Source organism: Chryseobacterium sp. BGARF1, assembly GCF_001677955.1.
Lineage (GTDB): Bacteria > Bacteroidota > Bacteroidia > Flavobacteriales > Weeksellaceae > Chryseobacterium.
Genome location: NZ_LELA01000079.1, coordinates 65,524 through 81,837, shown reverse-complemented (window position 1 = coordinate 81,837; position 16,314 = coordinate 65,524). Strand labels below are relative to the sequence as shown.

The window sequence follows — 16,314 nt, the reverse complement described above, 5'->3', positions numbered from 1 at the left end:
TTTTATAACTACAAACATAGTGATAAATTGTATTCATTTTATATTCTTTTAAATTTTAACATATTTTTATGCCATTAACCTCAAAAAAATAACTGTAAATTCACAAATCCATGAATAAAAATAAAGATTTAGTCTACTAAAATATCGTTCAAACAATTTAAATTCATATCATCTTTATTTCGACTTAATAAAAATGTGATTAAGGTCATAGATTAAAAACATCTTAAATCATTTTCCGTAAGTAAATATTTAATAATTTTGTAATATAAAATTTACAAAAATGGGGGTTATTCTAAAGCCTATTGATATTGTTGACGATATTACTCAAGAAGAGTTTCGTGAGAAATATCTGATACCAAGAAAACCGGTTGTGATAAAAAATATGGCTAGAAAATGGCCAGCCTATCAAAAATGGACGATGGACTATGTGAAAGAAGTGGTAGGGGATATTACAGTTCCTTTGTACGACAGCAAAAAAGCTGATCCGGCCGCTCCCATCAACACGCCCACTACCGAGATGAAATTTGCAGATTATATAGACCTCATCCAAAGAGAGCCTACCGATCTACGAATTTTCTTTTTTGATCCTATCAAACATGCCTCGAAATTGCTTGATGAATATATTCCACCAAAAGAATTGATGGGCGGATTTTTAGATAAATATCCTTCTATGTTTTTTGGAGGAAAAGGTTCGGTGACTTTTTTACACTTCGATATCGATTTAGCACATATTTTCCATACCCATTTTAACGGGAGAAAACATGTATTGCTTTTTGAATATAAATGGAAGGAAAGGCTTTATAAATTGCCTTACGCGACCTATGCCTTGGAAGATTTTGATATTTCTAATCCGGATTTTGAAAAATTCCCGGCATTAAATGGTGTGGAAGGAATTGAATGTTTTCTGGAACATGGTGATACTTTATTTATGCCAACCGGATGGTGGCACTGGATGAAATATCTGGACGGAAGTTTCTCACTTTCGCTTCGTGCATGGGATAAATCCTGGGCTGTAAAAGCCAATTCTTTGTGGAATCTTACTGTTCAAAGAAATTTTGACAATATTATGAAGGGCCAATTCAAAAAGAAATACATGGATTGGAAAGAGAAAAAGGCTGTCGAAAGAGCCAATTACGCTTTGAAAAGAGGTTTGCCTAGAAAATAAAAGAACTTTTCATTCTCAAACGTCAAATCAATTTTTTGGTTTTTCTAAAATTCGAATTTCCATAAAAAACCCCCTAAAAGTTTGATACTTTATAGGGGTATTTTTTTCTTTATATCTTAATTAAAAACCATACCAACGGCCGCATTTATTAACGCAAAATGGTTCAAGGTCAGGATCTGTGGTAGAAGCTTGAATGCAGGCTGCCTCGGTAGTGTAATATGGTCTACCTGATCCCCACCAAGACGCACATTCCGGAGTAATACCTCCTTTAATGGATTTTAAATTTTCTCTTGAGATTTTGTTTAATTTTTTCATAATGATTTTGTTTGATTTTTCTACTCTATACGTTTTTCGGATACCACGATATTAATACACTAATATATGAAATATATTATAACAAAATCCAAAAAAAATTTATAGATAATTTTAATTTTACTATTCGTCTTTATTATTGCGAAATGTATTGAATATCTACAAAATCTGTCAGCCAAACATTATTTTCAGAAAGATAAAATTCTAACCCATCATCAAACATTTTTTCGGTATTGATGGTTAGAATAACCGGTTTTCCATGACGCATTCCGACTTTAGTTGCCGTTTCTTTGTCTTCACTCAAATGAACGTGTTGTCGGTTTCTTTTTTCAATTCCTTTTTCAAAAATAGAATCGATATTACTTTGAGCTGTTCCGTTATATAAAAATTCAGGCGGTTTTTGTGGAATTAAAGCCAGATTAATATCAATAGAATGCCCTTGATTTGCTCTGATTCTGGTTTTATCTTCATTAAAAATAAAACGTTTTTTATCGTTGGTTTCGACAATTTCATCTAATTCTTCAAAGGTAAGTCCCTGATAAGAATCTCTCTTTGATTTTGTGATTAATTCATCAACATTTGCCCACCCATTTTCATCTAAATTCAAATTGATGAGTTCAGGATAATGTCTGAGAACGTAGCTCAGAAATTTGCTTGTTTTTTTCTTATGTTGTTCATTCATGTTTGTGTTCTAAAATATTAAGAATGTTTTGAACGTTAAAATAATCTTGTTTTAAATTTTCGAAAATCGCTCTTTCTTCTTTATCTAATCTTGCTAAAAGAGCTTTCTGTTGGTAATAATATTCCTCAAAGTTATCATTCTCATTTTCCATTTTTCTTTCTAATTCCAAATATTTTTTAATTTCATCTTCTGTACAATTATATGAAAGTAGCTTCACTTTATTATACCAATTAGAATCGTATTCACCATCTTCTTTCACTTCTCTCTGAATCTTTTCTATTTTTATCTTATTTTCTCCCGAAGTTTCCCAATTATTTAATTTCCTCCATAATAAATCATAAATAATTCCTTCACCTAACTCCCCACTATCTGAAAAACTATTGCGAATAAATTCTTCAAGATTATTTAAAAATAATTCATTCTTGTTTCCATGCAAGAAAAGATTCCTAAGGTACATTCCATATCCGAAGTGCAAAGCAGAATCACCACCAAAATATCCAAGCCTTGACGCAAGAGATATATTCTTTAAAGATTTTGTACTTTCTTCGCTTAAATCTTCATTTATTAAAAAATCAACAGCCTCTTCTACAGAATTCAGATTCATCCGTTTTTCTTTCATCTCTATTGAAATAACCTCATCTTCCTTACCCATATCTTCTATTTGTTTTCTTATCTCTTCGTCTGTAAATTTTTGAGGTTCTTGCTCTTCTAAAATTACTGTATTAAAAAGATCAGGTAAGATTATTTCTCTTGAATTAGTTTCGAGAAACATCTCTATTCTGTGTTTGAAAAAATATAATTCTTCCTCTACAATCATTTTTATTTTTGCACAATCTGCATTCTGAAGATTTATTCCGAAAACATTTTGAATTTTAATTTTATCAATTAAAGAATGATTAAAAGTATTTGTTTTCAATTCTGAAAGTCTACCAAACTCAGTCAGATCTTCATCTGGATTAGAATATTTATACTCTGAAAAGCGAATCCAATCACAATCTACCCTTGCTGTAACTAAAATATTTTCGGTATAATCTATTGAAGTCTCCGCAAATATTTCAATACTTTCCTTATTAAATGTAAAAGGAATTTCATTGAACGGAAGTTTTGTAAAGCTATTTTTAACAAGAAACTCCATATCTTTCAATGTAAGCAATACGTAGAATGTGATTATTTTCTTCATTTTAATTTCTCATTTAATTTATTACAAAGCTTTTCAATATCCTCTTTCCTCACCAGCTCCGCAATCCATTCTTCAGGAATATTTTTAAAACCATAATAAATCCCTGCAATTCCGCCTGTAATAGCTCCTGTTGTGTCGGTATCTTCTCCTAAATTGACTGCTTTTAAAACAGCTTCAGAATAACTTTCCGAATTTAGAAAACACCATAATGATGCTTCTAAACTGTGAAGAACGTAGCCTCCTGAACTAATTGTATCTTCATCATATTCTGAAATATCATTCTTTAAAACTCTATCAAAAAGCTGAATCTCTTTTGGGTTAAACATTTGATTTTCTGCAAATTTCAACGCTACATTTTGCGTATGATGATAAGCATCTTTTTTGTCTTTCTCTTTTATTAATTCAATCGCAAAAATTACATAGATAAAACATGCAAAGACAGAACGAAAATGTCCGTGAGTAATTGTAGAAACTTCTTTTACAACCTGATATAATTTCTCAATATTTTCTTCATCTTTAAGATAAAAAGCCAAGGGAAGCATTCTCATTAAAGAACCATTTCCATTATCTTCTTCAAAGATATTTCCTGAAAATCTTGCACTTTCTCCTTTAATTAATCTTGCAATGGAATGTCGTGTTGTTCCGCCAATATCGAACAGTCTTCCATGGGCCGTCCAATGTCCGAATTTATTCCATTTTACAAAGCTTTGTCCAATTTTCTCGAGATCATAACCTTTTGTCAATTCTTCTGCGATACAAAGCGTTAAAGAGCTATCGTCGCTCCAGGTTCCTTTCGGCTGATTCCAAGAACCAAACTCGCGCATATTTTCAACAGGAAATCTTTTCAATGTTTCTCTGCTTTTAAATTCTACCGGAACACCCAAAGCATCGCCGATACAAACTCCAAAAATTCCTGCTTTCACAATGTTTTCCATTAGGCAAGGCTTAACAATTTATCGTACAATAATTTCATTCCTTTCGTTGCGGTTTCCTTCATTACGACTGCTCTTTGTCCGTATCCGAAGCCAGTTTCGTTGGGGTTGATGACAATTAAAAGACAATCATCTTTGATATCATGTAGCAATCCTGCAGCCGGATAAACCTGCAAAGACGTTCCGATTACTAAGAAAATATCTGCTTCCTTTGCTTTTTTTGTTGCTTCATTCATCAATGGAACATCTTCTCCGAACCAAACAATAAAAGGTCTCATTTGAGCTCCATCTTCCGCTTTATCGCCGATATTGATGTTTGTTTTTTGTTCGTAAATAAGATTTTTATTGTTGCAAGAACATGATTTGAACAATTCCCCATGAAGATGAATGATATTTTTAGAACCTGCTCTTTCGTGCAAATCATCAATATTTTGCGTGATAATCTGAACATCGAAATGTTTTTCTAAATCAGCAATTAATTTGTGGGCATCATTCGGTTCCACTTCATGAAGTTGGCGACGTCTCTGGTTATAAAATTCCAAAACCAAAGCTCTGTCTTTTCTCCATCCTTCCGGACTTGCCACGTCGGTTATACTATGATTTTCCCAAAGACCATCTCCATCTCTGAACGTTTTTATTCCACTTTCAGCACTGATTCCTGCGCCGGTTAATATGGTTAGTTTTTTCATTTGTTCTTATTTTTATAATTCATAAACTATTTGAATAGTTGATTTATTATATTCAATATGTTGATTCTCATTCATTGGATAGGTATCCAATAAAGACACAACCTCTTTGTTATTAAAAATGTATAAAGTGCTCTTTTTAAAACAATACATTTCTTTAAAAGCTTGAATAAATTCTTTCATTTCATTTGAATCATTGCTATTTCCTTTATAATGAACTTCAAAAATTTGCTCCCATCTATTTTCTCTGGGTTCTCTAAGGAATTCAAAGTTGAACTTATTGATTTCATATTTTAAACTTCTTTTTGTCTCGTAAATTAATTTTCTTTCTAATCTAAAATTTGAAGGAAAAACTTCGTAAAACTTTACATCATTATTCTTAAAAAGATCATAAAAAGATTCTTTTATAACTTTCTCTGTTCTAAATCCAAAATAAATACCTGTAATTGCAGAAGGATGATTTTTTTTTAGTCCATCATTATTAAAAATCAATCTAATTTCATCTTCATGTTCCCATGTTGATTTTTTAATCGCGTATATTTTCTTAATAAAGCTCTCTGTATTTTTAATGTCATCAATACCTATGGTAGGAATATTGTCTTCATAATGAATATCTAATTGGCATTCAAAATCTGGATTTTGGCTTTTATCAATTAATTTATCTAAATCATACTCTATACAATAACCCAAATAAGAACTTGCATAGTATGCCCAAAGTTGCTCATTTAAAAAATCTTTGCTTAAACAATAAATACCCACTCTTTCTTTAAAATCTAGGGTTTTCTTAAGCTCATTTTCAAAATTTGATATGTTATTATTTGGAAATATTGCTCTTAGAATTTTTATTAGTGGAGTAATTTGTTCTTTAAAATAAATATCGAATGGATCATTTAAATGGGCATAATTAGGAGCGAAAAAACAATTTTCTCTTAACGTTTTAAAATCTCTTTCAAATGCTTTTTCGTCAATGCTTCTGTATTTGTAAACTTTCATGGTAAATAATTAAAGTTTATAAAATAATTTCTTCAAACGGCTTTATCATTTCTTCTTTCTTAGAAAGAATTGCAAAAACCACTCTTTTAAATTTATTTTTATACTTTCCGTGAAGATGCTTTTTAAATAATTCTGCAATTTCGTTTTGATCATTTTTAAAAACACCGCATCCCCAAGCTCCTAAAATCAGGGTTTCATTTCCCTGACTTAAAGCCAAAGCCAGCATTTTATCTGTTCTTACATCCATTGCGCCGAAAATCTCGTGAGCTCTTTCCGGTTCCTGACGTTTTACAACTCCTGCATTCACCGCCGGAGAGGTAATGAAATTACACAAAACTGGCTTCGATAACAATTCGCCTTTATCTTTTCTGAAAACCGGAACTTTCGGGCTATAAATCATCGTATCGGTGTAGAAACAAGATTCCATTTCGCGATGAATTTTATAATAATCCCAGCCTTGAAGCAAGCTTTCATGCAATCCAGAAGTTCTTGCGAGACTTTCTTCCTGAGCTTCGGCACCATTGATGAAACCACCTCCCGGATTTTTTGCTGATGCGAAATTCAGGCACATGAGTTTTTCCTGATTTTCTTCTTCTGCTAATTGTAAAATTGCTTTTAAAGAACTACATCTCCAGACTTCAAACTGAGTTTCAAAATCAGTTTCAGGAAGTTCGTTGTTCACAAGTTCTGAAAGTTCTTCCGGTGAAAACAAAGTGGTTCCCTTCGTAGAAGTTTCCAATTCATTTTCTATATTTATTTTTTCGTTGTGTTCGTTTATATAATATTTCTTGGCAAGGATTTCCAATGTATCTTTTGCCATTCCTTTATTGGTCATCGTTAGTTTTTTTTATGTTTAATAATAAATTTTCTACATCAGCATTCGCAGGTTCTTTAAAATTTTCCCCCATAAATACTTTTGTCACTTTAATATTTCCTACAATTGCCTGATTAAAAGTATCCATTTCTTCTGAAGGAACCCACAGTTCATTGTGATCTCTTGCTCCAACATTTTGAGCAGGATATTTATTGATCTCTTCTTCCAACACTTCAAATTGGGTAACAAAACCGAGATAATTTCCTGCTTCATCTCTGGTATTCCATTTTTCTGCAATCTCGGAAGCGTAATCCTCATTTAAAACGGGATAGAAAATCGGCTGCCAATCTAATCTTGGAGGAAATTTTTTGTAATTGCTCTCAATAATTAAAATCATTTCTTTTTCTCCGACAGGTCTGTATAGTGTTTTTGTTTTCATGGTTGTGCTTTTTTTATATTTTCAATTTGTTTTTTTAACGCAAAGGCCGCAAAGATTTTCTTTTTAAAACTTGATGTATATTTTTTAAGTTCGCAAAGGCGTTTCACTTAGCTAAGATTTCAAAGAATTATTTTATTCAAAATCATAAACATATACTTCTACATTATTTTTCATCAAAGTTCTTTCAATAATTATTTCAATTTCCTCCCATTTTCCACCTGCCAAACCACAACCAATTCTTGGCATGTGAATACTTGCTTTTAATTTTAATGCTTCGTTTGCTAATTTTTCCAGACACTTTTCAACCGCTTCATAACGAATTGGCGGAATTCCTTTAGAATTGGTGATTGTTTTATGCTGACCAATCATATTACAAACAAAAACATCTTCTTCAACCTGAACGATTTGAATTTCTCCAAGTATAAAATTTTCTTCGTTTTGAAACCATTTTCTGTATTCATTTTCAGGGTTCTTCCATCGATTTGAAATTGCTAAAACAAAACCTTTTCCCCAACCACCGATATCGTTACAGATATGGGTAATGATTTTATTTCCTTCAGTCTGCGGATTTGTTGCGTCTCCTTTCAAATATGTTATTGTTTTCATGTTGATTAAATTTCAATTTTATTTAAACTTCGGCACTTTTCAATGTTTTTTAATGTCCCGCTTTTTCTTTTTTCATCAGTATTAAAATCAGCGGCTAAAAAATGTGTACAATGTTCAATTCCAAATTGATCTCTTTCATAATCAGAAGTAAAACCTCCTATTATTTTCCATTTCCCTACCTTTGTTTTAAATGAGTTGGCAAAATATCTTGGCTTTTTTCCTACATGAAGGATCGTTACGTTTTCAGATCTATCCTTTAAAAATTCCATCATCAAAGTATCTGTTCCTGAAAAATCGCCGATAATAAATTCACATTCAGAAAGAGTTATTTTTTTTAAGGGTTCAAGATAAAACTGATGAAAATTTTCCCACGACACATTCCCATTTCCAGATACGTATATTTTTTTCATCATTGTATTTTTTTATATTCTTAAATTTATTTTTAACGCAAAGTTCACAAAGCTTTATTTATTACTATCTGCTTTTAAGTGCGCAAAGGCGTTTCACTTAGCTAAGTTCACAATGTTTAATCAATTCTTTTAAAATCTTTTGAATAAGATGAATAAGATGCAAAAACCTGATTAAATTTTAACTTAATATTTTCTATTTTAAATGTTTCATCCAACTGATCAAGACAAGTTACCACTAGATTTTTCTTTTGCGCAACAACGTAAGCTTCATCTAATTTTAAAGCATAATTTAGCAAATTATAATCTAAATCACCGAAACGCAAGTCCTTTTGAAATTCATTAAAAGTACAGGTTTCTTCTTCATTATTTTTAAGGTTTAGCGATTTTTCATTGCTCATCCATCCGCTTCCGTGTCGTGTTGAGTAGCTTCTTGTCACATAAAACATTTCGATATTCTCAATTTTTAATAATCGACAGATTTCATATGCATTTTTAGAAGTCGTATTTGCAAAAGTCACATTCGGAAAAACACCGTGTTCCATATCCAGTAAAATTCCCTGGCTTCCTTCAAAAATAAGATGTTCAAATGATTTTAAATATTCATAACCTTCTATTTTCCAATCAATTTTATCGATAGCATCCAAAAAATCCTGTAATACATTTATAATTTCTTCATCTTCTTCAAAACCGTAATAATTGGCAATTCCTTTTAATTTTTCAATCAACATTGTTCTTGGAGCAATCAAATCAACGGCAAATAATTTAAACGGACTTTCATTTCTTTTCATTGTTGCTCCAACTCCTTTTCCACAGGTTCCGTGTTCTAAATTCTTGATATTTTTTCTGTTGTATAAAACATCAAAAGGGGTCGTTACTTTTGCTAAAGGATGGATAGTCAATTCAACATTTCCATTTTTTTGTTTTAACTCTTCTCTTTCATTGAATAAAAACGTCGGGTGAATCGTGCAATGTTCTGTAAAATACGAAGGCAAACCACGCAGCGCACCACTCGCAAAGCTGGAATGAATGTGTTTTTTATCTTCAATCATCACCGTATGCGCCGCCTGTTGACCTCCTGAAAACCGAATAACTACAGACTCAGGATGTTGCTGAGCCAGAAAATCGGTGGTAATGCCTTTACCTTCGTCCCCAAATCCTAAGCCTATAATTATTTGTGCTGTTTTCATTTTTAATACATTTGAATATTATCTAGTCCTAAATTCTCTGTGGTTTTCGTAAAACTATCTTTAAATTTACTGCAAACTACATCTTTAATCACCTTTGGAACATCTCTGTAATCTTCGATAGACAAACAGTTTTGTCCTAACAGATCTTTCCATCCTTTATCTGCATTTACCGCCTGTCCGGAATGCAAAACGCTGATGTGAAAAACTTCATATTTCTTCTGAGCTTCAGCCAATAACTCTGTGTGTCTGAAAGTTTGTTGCCCCGTTCCCATCAATTCTCTGATTGCAGAAGCAGGAAGTGCTTTCAAACAAGGTTCGTCACCAACAGTGAACAATAATCCTTTTTGATTTCTCTTTTCAAAGGCATCTGTTCTTGTGTGAAAAGCGGCAAAATACCAAGCCAATAAATAACTTTCACCTGCATTTCCTCCACCTCCGGATTCAATATAAGTTCTTGTTAACCACATATCAAGCTCTTCATCTCCCGATTCAAACTGGCCAACTTGCAAAGGATAACCGTCACATTCATGATCTCCGATTCCTAAGAATAAAAGTGCAGGATCTGGAACGCCGCCTTGGATAATTCCGCCCATCAATTTTGGCAGCCCTTCTTTAATCAAATCAAAAGGAATATGTCCCATACTTCCCGTAACGTCCAACCCTAAAATAATAGGAACTGAGTTTGGATGAACCGCCGAATCTCTCGATTCTCTGAAAGAAATCCCATGTGGATTCATAGATTCATGTGCTTTTCTTTTTGCATTCTGCGTGAAAATTTCACTTGCAGATTTTGATGCATATCCTTCTTTTCTTGCTCGGTCAAAACGAGCGTCCATGTCGTATCTTGTACTTCCCATAACTTAAAATTTTTTGCCAAATAAATACTCAAATCTCTTTACCGAAACTTCTAGTTGAATATTTAAATTTCTGATTGTTAATGATAATTCTATGTCTTTTTGAACAAATGCTTCCGGCTGAAAATCAACAAATGTTAAGCTGTTTTTGTCTAAAGGACTAATGTCGATCAAGCCTTCCTGCTCTCTTTCAAGTCTTTTTATTTTCAGTTCGATATCTTCTACTCTTCGCCTGTATATCAACTCCGAATCTTCTCCAATAGTTCTGGCTCGGTCTTCTCTTATCTGGTCATTATTTCTTTGTAATGACTCGATAAATCTGGGTTTTAAGTCTTCTTCCATAATTCATTTTTTTGTGTTGTTTTTACGCTAATTAAAAGCTGCATGGTTTTACTTTAATTCTTTTCGAATTATTTTTTAGAGTACATTACATCTGTTCTCAAAACGTATTTTAAACCACTGATTAAAGTTTTTCCTTCATGTCTTAAAGGATGGTAAAAAACCAATGCAGAACCTTTCTTCGGAGCAACAGTGAATAAATTTTCGAATTCTGTTTCTCCACCATCAAAATCGTCATTCAGATAAATCAAAAAAGTGTAAAAACTTTTCTCATTTTCATTTCTGATGTAGCTTCCGTCTCTATGCATTTTGAATATCTGTCCTGAAGAATATTTATAAATTCTGAACATTTCATTAAAGTCCAAAACACTATAATCTTCATGAGTCTGAGGAAGAAATTCAACTGCTTTTTGAAAGAGGTTTTCAGCCAAATCATTATCAAAAATCATCAGTCGGTCGTTATTTCGAACGCCTTTACTCATCATTTGTCGACCTCCCATATTGATTTTGGCCTCTTCAAAGACTTTATCTTTGGTCAATTCAATATAATGATCACATTCTTCATCAGTCAGGAAATTCTCAATTATGAAAATTTGCGGGTGTAATTCTGTCTTTTTCATGATCAATATTTTGTGTTTGGTTTTGTGTTTTTATCCTCTTAATTCGTCTCTTACTTCCATTAAAGCAAATCCTAATAAATTTTCACCATTCCATTGTTGTGGATTTTTCGCTTTTGAGTCGGTTTCCAGCATCCCAATTCCCCAAATTGTATCGTAAGGACTTGCTTCTACTAAAATTTTATCGTTCGTTGAAAGCAAGAATTCTTTAAGTTTTTCGTTTTGTGAAAATTTCAACAGATTCGCCTGTTTTACAATCTTATATTTATTTTCATCCCAAATTTGAGTATCAAAGTTTTTGACTTTTCTTCCTAAATTTTTTGCCTGATTTGGAGTTTCTGCTTTTAAAATTTGCTCTAAAGTTTCAAGATCATTAAATAATTTAGCTTTTCCAGCCATCATATAATGTTCAGCAGTTTTATAACTCATTCCATTTTCTTCAAATTCATAAGGAAACCACTGACTAAAACATGCTTTTGTAATTTCTTCTTTCACAGTATGTCCCTAAAAGAATAGAAAATCTAATTTTTCTTTTCTCTGAATTTTTTCAATGATATTTTCTAATGTGCATTTCATGATTGTGTTATTATTACACAAATGTAAAAGATTATGGTTTTATTATCCAAATTTATTTGTGTTAATTTTACACTAAATATTTTAATTAATTGATTTTCAAGGTTAAAATTTCAATTTATTGAAATACTAATTACACAATTTTTTTTCACAAATGACACACTTGACTATTTTACTCTTAAGTTTTGGCTAAGGCCGATAGATTGTTTATTCATAAAAAAACGGACTAAAGCCCGTTCCTATTGATGTAAAATATTGTATCGAAAATCGTTTATTTGTGAAAAATATTTGTGTCATTCGCGTTTAAAACATCATTTGATCTCAAAATAAAATCCCTGCTCTTCAAGCTCTTTATATTTCTCCTGATTGAAAGTAAATAGTTTCCCTGGTCTACCACTGCCTTCTTTTCTTAAATTATTCGTTTCGTTCAATAACCCGTAACTCATGATTTTTTTTCTGAAATTTCGACGGTCAATTTCCTGTCCAATAATGGTTTTATAGAGATTTTCAAGCTCAGAAAATACAAATTCATCATTCAAAAGATTAAATCCAATTGGCTGATATTGAATTTTTGTACGAAGTCTTTTTAATGCAATATCAATAATTTTATCATGGTCAAAAGCGAGCTTAGGAAGTTTATTAACGCTGAACCATTGTGCATCATCAGCATCAGAGTCAGCAAACAATTCATGATAAGAAGGATTAACCAGGCCTAAATAAGCCACTGAAACCACTCTATTTCTAGGATCTCGACCTACTTTACCAAAAGTGTAGAGTTGTTCTAAAAAATCGGGTTTTATTCCGGCTTCTTCGTGAAGTTCTCTTTTTACGGCGTCGTCGAGATCTTCATCATCTAAAACTAAGCCTCCGGGAAGTGCCCACCCGCCTTTGAAGGGTTCAATATTTCTTTTAATTAAAAGAATCTGAAGGTCTTTTTTATCAAAATATCCGAAAATAACTGCGTCTACAGCAACTTTTATATCCTGTAATTTTTTAGGAGAATCCATAATTTAATTTGCGTTACGATTACACAAAAATAACAATTAGAAATTTCATTTTCAAGATTAAAATAATAATTTTTCGAATTCTATTTTTTGCTACATTTATAAACAACTTAAAACTAAACAATTATGAAAAATTTATTCTTTGCAGCCAGCGCTGTTCTTCTATTTATCGCTTGTGATAAAGCAAAAATCGACGTGAAAACTTCAACAGAAACAGATCCTATCGCCAACGAAGAATGGAAACCGGTAGATTCTGCAACGGCAAATAAAGCATGGATGGATTTTGCTACACCAGGAGATATGCAGAAAATGCTGGCAAAATCTGATGGAGTTTGGTCAGGAGAAAATACGATGTGGATGGAAGATGGCGGAAAACCTATGACAAGTACATCGACAACAACCAATAAAATGATCTTTGATGGACGATATCAATCCAGCGAGCACAAAGGAAATTTTATGGGAATGCCCTTTGAAGGAATGAGCATTACTGGCTATGACAATGCTAAAAAGAAATTTGTAAGCACCTGGATCGACAATATGGGAACTGGATTGATGACCATGGAAGGCGACTGGGATGCATCCAAAAGATCAATTGAATTTAAAGGAAAAATGACAGATCCTACAAGACCTGGAAAAGACTGTAATATGAGAGAAGTCTATACTTTTGTAGATGATACTCATCAAACATTAGAAATGTACGGCCCTGATTCTAAAACAGGCAAAGAGTACAAAACAATGGAAATAAAATACACGAAAAAATAAAATCTAGACCGTTTCTCTTGAAGCGGTTTTTTTGTACATTCAAGATTCTTAGAAAAAGATTTGAATGAATAAGTTACTTTTGATTTTAATTGTATTCCTGATGAGCTGCAAGGAAGAAAAATCTTTTGCAGATGATATTGTTTTAAATTTTCCGAAAAATGAGAAATTGACTTTTCAGAATTTTAACGATGATATGAATGAAATGGGAACTTCCTTAATTTATATTGGTAAAGACACTTCCGTAATTAATGTAAAATACTATAAATACATTTTTCCACCACCACCCGCACCACCGAAAATTAATGAAAACACGGAAGAAAATATACAGGTTAGAAAACGCTTTGAAGATTCTATCAATTTTATATACAGACCATTCTTTAATCTTGAAGCTATTCAAATTAAAGAAACTGAAGAAGATTTATATGAAACTATAAATAATCAAACAACTCAAATTATCGTCAAAGAAAAGGACACTATTCCGCTTTATGCAAGAAATTACGAAACAAAAGAAGTAAAAAGATATAAAGCGTTTCCTGTTTTCATTAAAAATATTTCATCTAAAACTTTGAGAATTCCCATCGAAGCACAAGCTGTTGGATTATATGTTCTCAATGATAAGAAATTCCAATATATCAGAAACAGTGATTATTTAATATGTGGAATGGGATCTCCTAAAAATCCTTATTTTGAATTAAAACCAAACGAAATTCTGATTTATTCATTTCCACATCTGAAAAAAGGAAAAAAAAGAAAGGCAAAAATTTCTTTTTTTAAAGCTACATCAAAAGAGTTTGAAACTTCAATCAACGAAGAAATTATCAAAAAACAAAGAAATACTCATTTTCTACAATAAAAAAATCCGCAGAAAATTTCTGCGGATTTATATTTTAAAATACATCGATAATACTAGTCATTCAGTTTCAAAACAGCCATAAATGCTGATTGCGGAACTTCTACTCTACCAATTTGCTTCATCTTTTTCTTACCTTCTTTCTGCTTTTCAAGAAGCTTTCTCTTTCTTGAAATATCTCCACCGTAACATTTTGCGGTAACGTCTTTTCTTAACGCTTTAATGGTTTCTCTCGCAATAACTTTCGCTCCTAAAGCAGCCTGAACAGCAATATCAAACTGTTGTCTAGGAATTAGTTCACGCAATTTCTCACACATTCTTTTACCAATGTAATAGGCATTAGAATCGTGAATTAATGAAGATAAAGCATCCACCATATCTCCATTAATAAGAATATCCATTTTCACTAATTTAGAAGCACGCATTCCGATTGGTGAATAATCGAATGAAGCATATCCTTTAGAAATAGATTTTAATCTGTCATAGAAATCGAAAACAACTTCCGCCAAAGGCATATTGAAGGTTAGTTCTACTCTATCAGCTGTCAAATAACTTTGGTTAACAATTTCACCTCTTTTCTCAATACACAATGTCATTACCGCTCCAACGAAATCAGATTTTGTAATGATAGAAGCTTTGATATATGGTTCTTCCACTCTATCTAAAAGATTGGGATCAATCATTTCAGACGGGTTGTTAATCAAGATGGCTGTATCAGGATCTTTTTTAGAATATCCGTGATACGAAACGTTGGGAACCGTAGTAATCACGTTCATGTTAAATTCTCTTTCCAAACGTTCCTGAACAATTTCCATGTGAAGCATTCCTAAGAATCCGCAACGGAAACCAAAACCTAATGCTGCTGAGCTTTCAGGTTCGAAAACTAAAGAAGCATCATTTAATCTTAATTTTTCTAATGAAAATCTTAATTCTTCGAAATCTTCAGATTCGATAGGATAAATTCCGGCAAAAACCATTGGTTTTACTTCTTCAAAACCATCAATCGGTCCATCAGCAGGATTTACAAAAGAAGTAATGGTATCTCCTACTTTTACTTCACGAGCATCTTTAATACCGGAAATAAGATAACCTACGTCACCACACTCCACCGTTTTTTTGGGTACTTGCTTTAGTTTTAAAGTTCCAACTTCGTCTGCACCATATTCTTTTCCTGTTGCAAAAAATTTGATTTTTTCGTTTTTAGAAATACTTCCATTAACAATTTTAAAATACGCTTCAATACCTCTGAACGGATTGTAAACAGAGTCAAAAATTAATGCCTGAAGTGGCGCATTTGGATCTCCAACTGGTGGTGGAACCCTATTTACAATCTGCTCAAGCAGTTCATGAACGCCTTCTCCTGTTTTACCAGAAACTCGAAGAACGTCTTCGTATTTACAACCTAGAAGTCCCATAATTTCATCGGTAACTTCTTCAGGATTTGCAGACGGAAGATCTATTTTATTAAGGATTGGAATAATTTCCAAATCATTTTCTAAAGCCAAATACAAATTCGAAATCGTCTGAGCCTGAATACTTTGCGCAGCATCCACAATCAAAAGAGCACCTTCACAGGCAGCAATCGAACGAGAAACTTCGTAAGAAAAATCTACGTGTCCCGGTGTATCAATAAGGTTTAATATATATTTTTCGCCATTAAGCTCATAATCCATCTGGATGGCGTGAGATTTAATCGTAATCCCGCGTTCTTTCTCCAAATCCATATCATCAAGCGTCTGAGATTGTAATTCTCTTTGGGTCACCGTATTGGTGTACTCCAAAAGACGGTCTGCCAAAGTAGATTTACCGTGGTCGATATGAGCGATTATGCAAAAATTTCGTATGTTTTTCATTTAAGAACTATGTAATTTGCAAAGATAACAATTTGAAGGATAATTTATCATTCTTA

At 32.4% G+C, this 16,314-nt stretch carries 20 protein-coding genes; 3 read left to right on the top strand and 17 right to left on the bottom strand.

What is annotated here, in order from left to right; genetic code table 11:
* The first annotated feature begins 280 nt into the window (after nt 1-280).
* A complete protein-coding gene (locus AB671_RS14855) occupies nt 281-1,165 on the top strand; it encodes a cupin-like domain-containing protein (protein ID WP_066681264.1) in 885 nt (294 codons plus the stop codon).
* A 120-nt stretch (nt 1,166-1,285) separates the two neighbouring features.
* On the opposite strand, the gene AB671_RS14850 is transcribed toward AB671_RS14855, so the two are convergent.
* The 16 genes from AB671_RS14850 to AB671_RS14775 all read right to left on the bottom strand — a co-directional run bounded on the left by AB671_RS14850 (nt 1,286) and on the right by AB671_RS14775 (nt 12,796).
* On the bottom strand, nt 1,286-1,480 hold the full coding sequence (locus AB671_RS14850) for a hypothetical protein (protein WP_066681262.1): 195 nt from the start codon (nt 1,478-1,480) through the stop codon (nt 1,286-1,288).
* 133 nt (nt 1,481-1,613) lie between these two features.
* Nucleotides 1,614-2,159, bottom strand: coding sequence for an RNA 2'-phosphotransferase (locus AB671_RS14845; RefSeq protein ID WP_066681260.1), 546 nt, complete (start codon nt 2,157-2,159; stop codon nt 1,614-1,616).
* Nucleotides 2,152-3,339: a hypothetical protein gene (locus AB671_RS14840; RefSeq protein WP_066681259.1), complete on the bottom strand. Its 1,188-nt coding sequence runs from the start codon at nt 3,337-3,339 to the stop codon at nt 2,152-2,154. Before AB671_RS14840 ends, AB671_RS14845 begins: the two co-directional genes overlap by 8 nt.
* Nucleotides 3,336-4,274: an ADP-ribosylglycohydrolase family protein gene (locus AB671_RS14835; RefSeq protein ID WP_066681258.1), complete on the bottom strand. Its 939-nt coding sequence runs from the start codon at nt 4,272-4,274 to the stop codon at nt 3,336-3,338. The genes AB671_RS14840 and AB671_RS14835 overlap by 4 nt, the downstream gene beginning before the upstream one ends.
* A complete protein-coding gene (locus AB671_RS14830) occupies nt 4,274-4,960 on the bottom strand; it encodes an SIR2 family NAD-dependent protein deacylase (RefSeq protein ID WP_066681257.1) in 687 nt (228 codons plus the stop codon). The genes AB671_RS14835 and AB671_RS14830 overlap by 1 nt, the downstream gene beginning before the upstream one ends.
* A 12-nt stretch (nt 4,961-4,972) precedes the next feature.
* Complete coding sequence (locus AB671_RS14825; RefSeq protein WP_066681256.1) at nt 4,973-5,950, bottom strand: DUF2971 domain-containing protein; 978 nt, start codon at nt 5,948-5,950, stop codon at nt 4,973-4,975.
* 16 nt (nt 5,951-5,966) lie between these two features.
* Entirely contained in the window at nt 5,967-6,785 is an 819-nt protein-coding gene (locus tag AB671_RS14820; protein ID WP_066681255.1) for a TIGR02452 family protein, read from the bottom strand.
* Nucleotides 6,775-7,203, bottom strand: coding sequence for an ADP-ribosylation/crystallin J1 (locus AB671_RS14815; protein WP_066681253.1), 429 nt, complete (start codon nt 7,201-7,203; stop codon nt 6,775-6,777). Before AB671_RS14815 ends, AB671_RS14820 begins: the two co-directional genes overlap by 11 nt.
* Before the next feature lie 132 nt (nt 7,204-7,335).
* Nucleotides 7,336-7,809, bottom strand: a complete 474-nt coding sequence (locus AB671_RS14810; protein ID WP_066681247.1) for a macro domain-containing protein — start codon at nt 7,807-7,809, stop codon at nt 7,336-7,338.
* 5 nt (nt 7,810-7,814) lie between these two features.
* A complete protein-coding gene (locus AB671_RS14805; protein WP_066681285.1) occupies nt 7,815-8,219 on the bottom strand; it encodes a hypothetical protein in 405 nt (134 codons plus the stop codon).
* A 116-nt stretch (nt 8,220-8,335) separates the two neighbouring features.
* Nucleotides 8,336-9,406, bottom strand: coding sequence for an adenylosuccinate synthetase (locus AB671_RS14800; protein WP_066681242.1), 1,071 nt, complete (start codon nt 9,404-9,406; stop codon nt 8,336-8,338).
* Nucleotides 9,407-9,408: 2 nt separating this feature from the next.
* Nucleotides 9,409-10,263 (bottom strand): hypothetical protein, encoded by an 855-nt coding sequence (locus AB671_RS14795; protein WP_066681239.1) that lies wholly within the window; start codon nt 10,261-10,263, stop codon nt 9,409-9,411.
* A 3-nt stretch (nt 10,264-10,266) separates the two neighbouring features.
* Nucleotides 10,267-10,602: a hypothetical protein gene (locus tag AB671_RS14790; protein ID WP_066681237.1), complete on the bottom strand. Its 336-nt coding sequence runs from the start codon at nt 10,600-10,602 to the stop codon at nt 10,267-10,269.
* Nucleotides 10,603-10,670: 68 nt separating this feature from the next.
* Entirely contained in the window at nt 10,671-11,219 is a 549-nt protein-coding gene (locus AB671_RS14785) for a 2OG-Fe(II) oxygenase (RefSeq protein WP_066681235.1), read from the bottom strand.
* Nucleotides 11,220-11,249: 30 nt separating this feature from the next.
* Complete coding sequence (locus AB671_RS14780; protein ID WP_228390996.1) at nt 11,250-11,711, bottom strand: NADAR family protein; 462 nt, start codon at nt 11,709-11,711, stop codon at nt 11,250-11,252.
* A 389-nt stretch (nt 11,712-12,100) separates the two neighbouring features.
* Nucleotides 12,101-12,796, bottom strand: a complete 696-nt coding sequence (locus AB671_RS14775) for an NUDIX hydrolase (RefSeq protein WP_066681233.1) — start codon at nt 12,794-12,796, stop codon at nt 12,101-12,103.
* 123 nt (nt 12,797-12,919) lie between these two features.
* Here AB671_RS14775 and AB671_RS14770 point away from each other — a divergent pair, with 123 nt between their 5' ends.
* Nucleotides 12,920-13,555, top strand: a complete 636-nt coding sequence (locus AB671_RS14770; RefSeq protein ID WP_066681231.1) for a DUF1579 domain-containing protein — start codon at nt 12,920-12,922, stop codon at nt 13,553-13,555.
* A gap of 64 nt (nt 13,556-13,619) precedes the next feature.
* A complete protein-coding gene (locus AB671_RS14765; RefSeq protein WP_066681229.1) occupies nt 13,620-14,408 on the top strand; it encodes a hypothetical protein in 789 nt (262 codons plus the stop codon).
* Between the two features lie 53 nt (nt 14,409-14,461).
* Here the strand turns inward: AB671_RS14765 and lepA are convergent, their stop codons facing one another.
* A complete protein-coding gene (lepA, locus tag AB671_RS14760) occupies nt 14,462-16,258 on the bottom strand; it encodes a translation elongation factor 4 (RefSeq protein WP_066681227.1) in 1,797 nt (598 codons plus the stop codon).
* Nucleotides 16,259-16,314 lie beyond the last annotated feature (56 nt).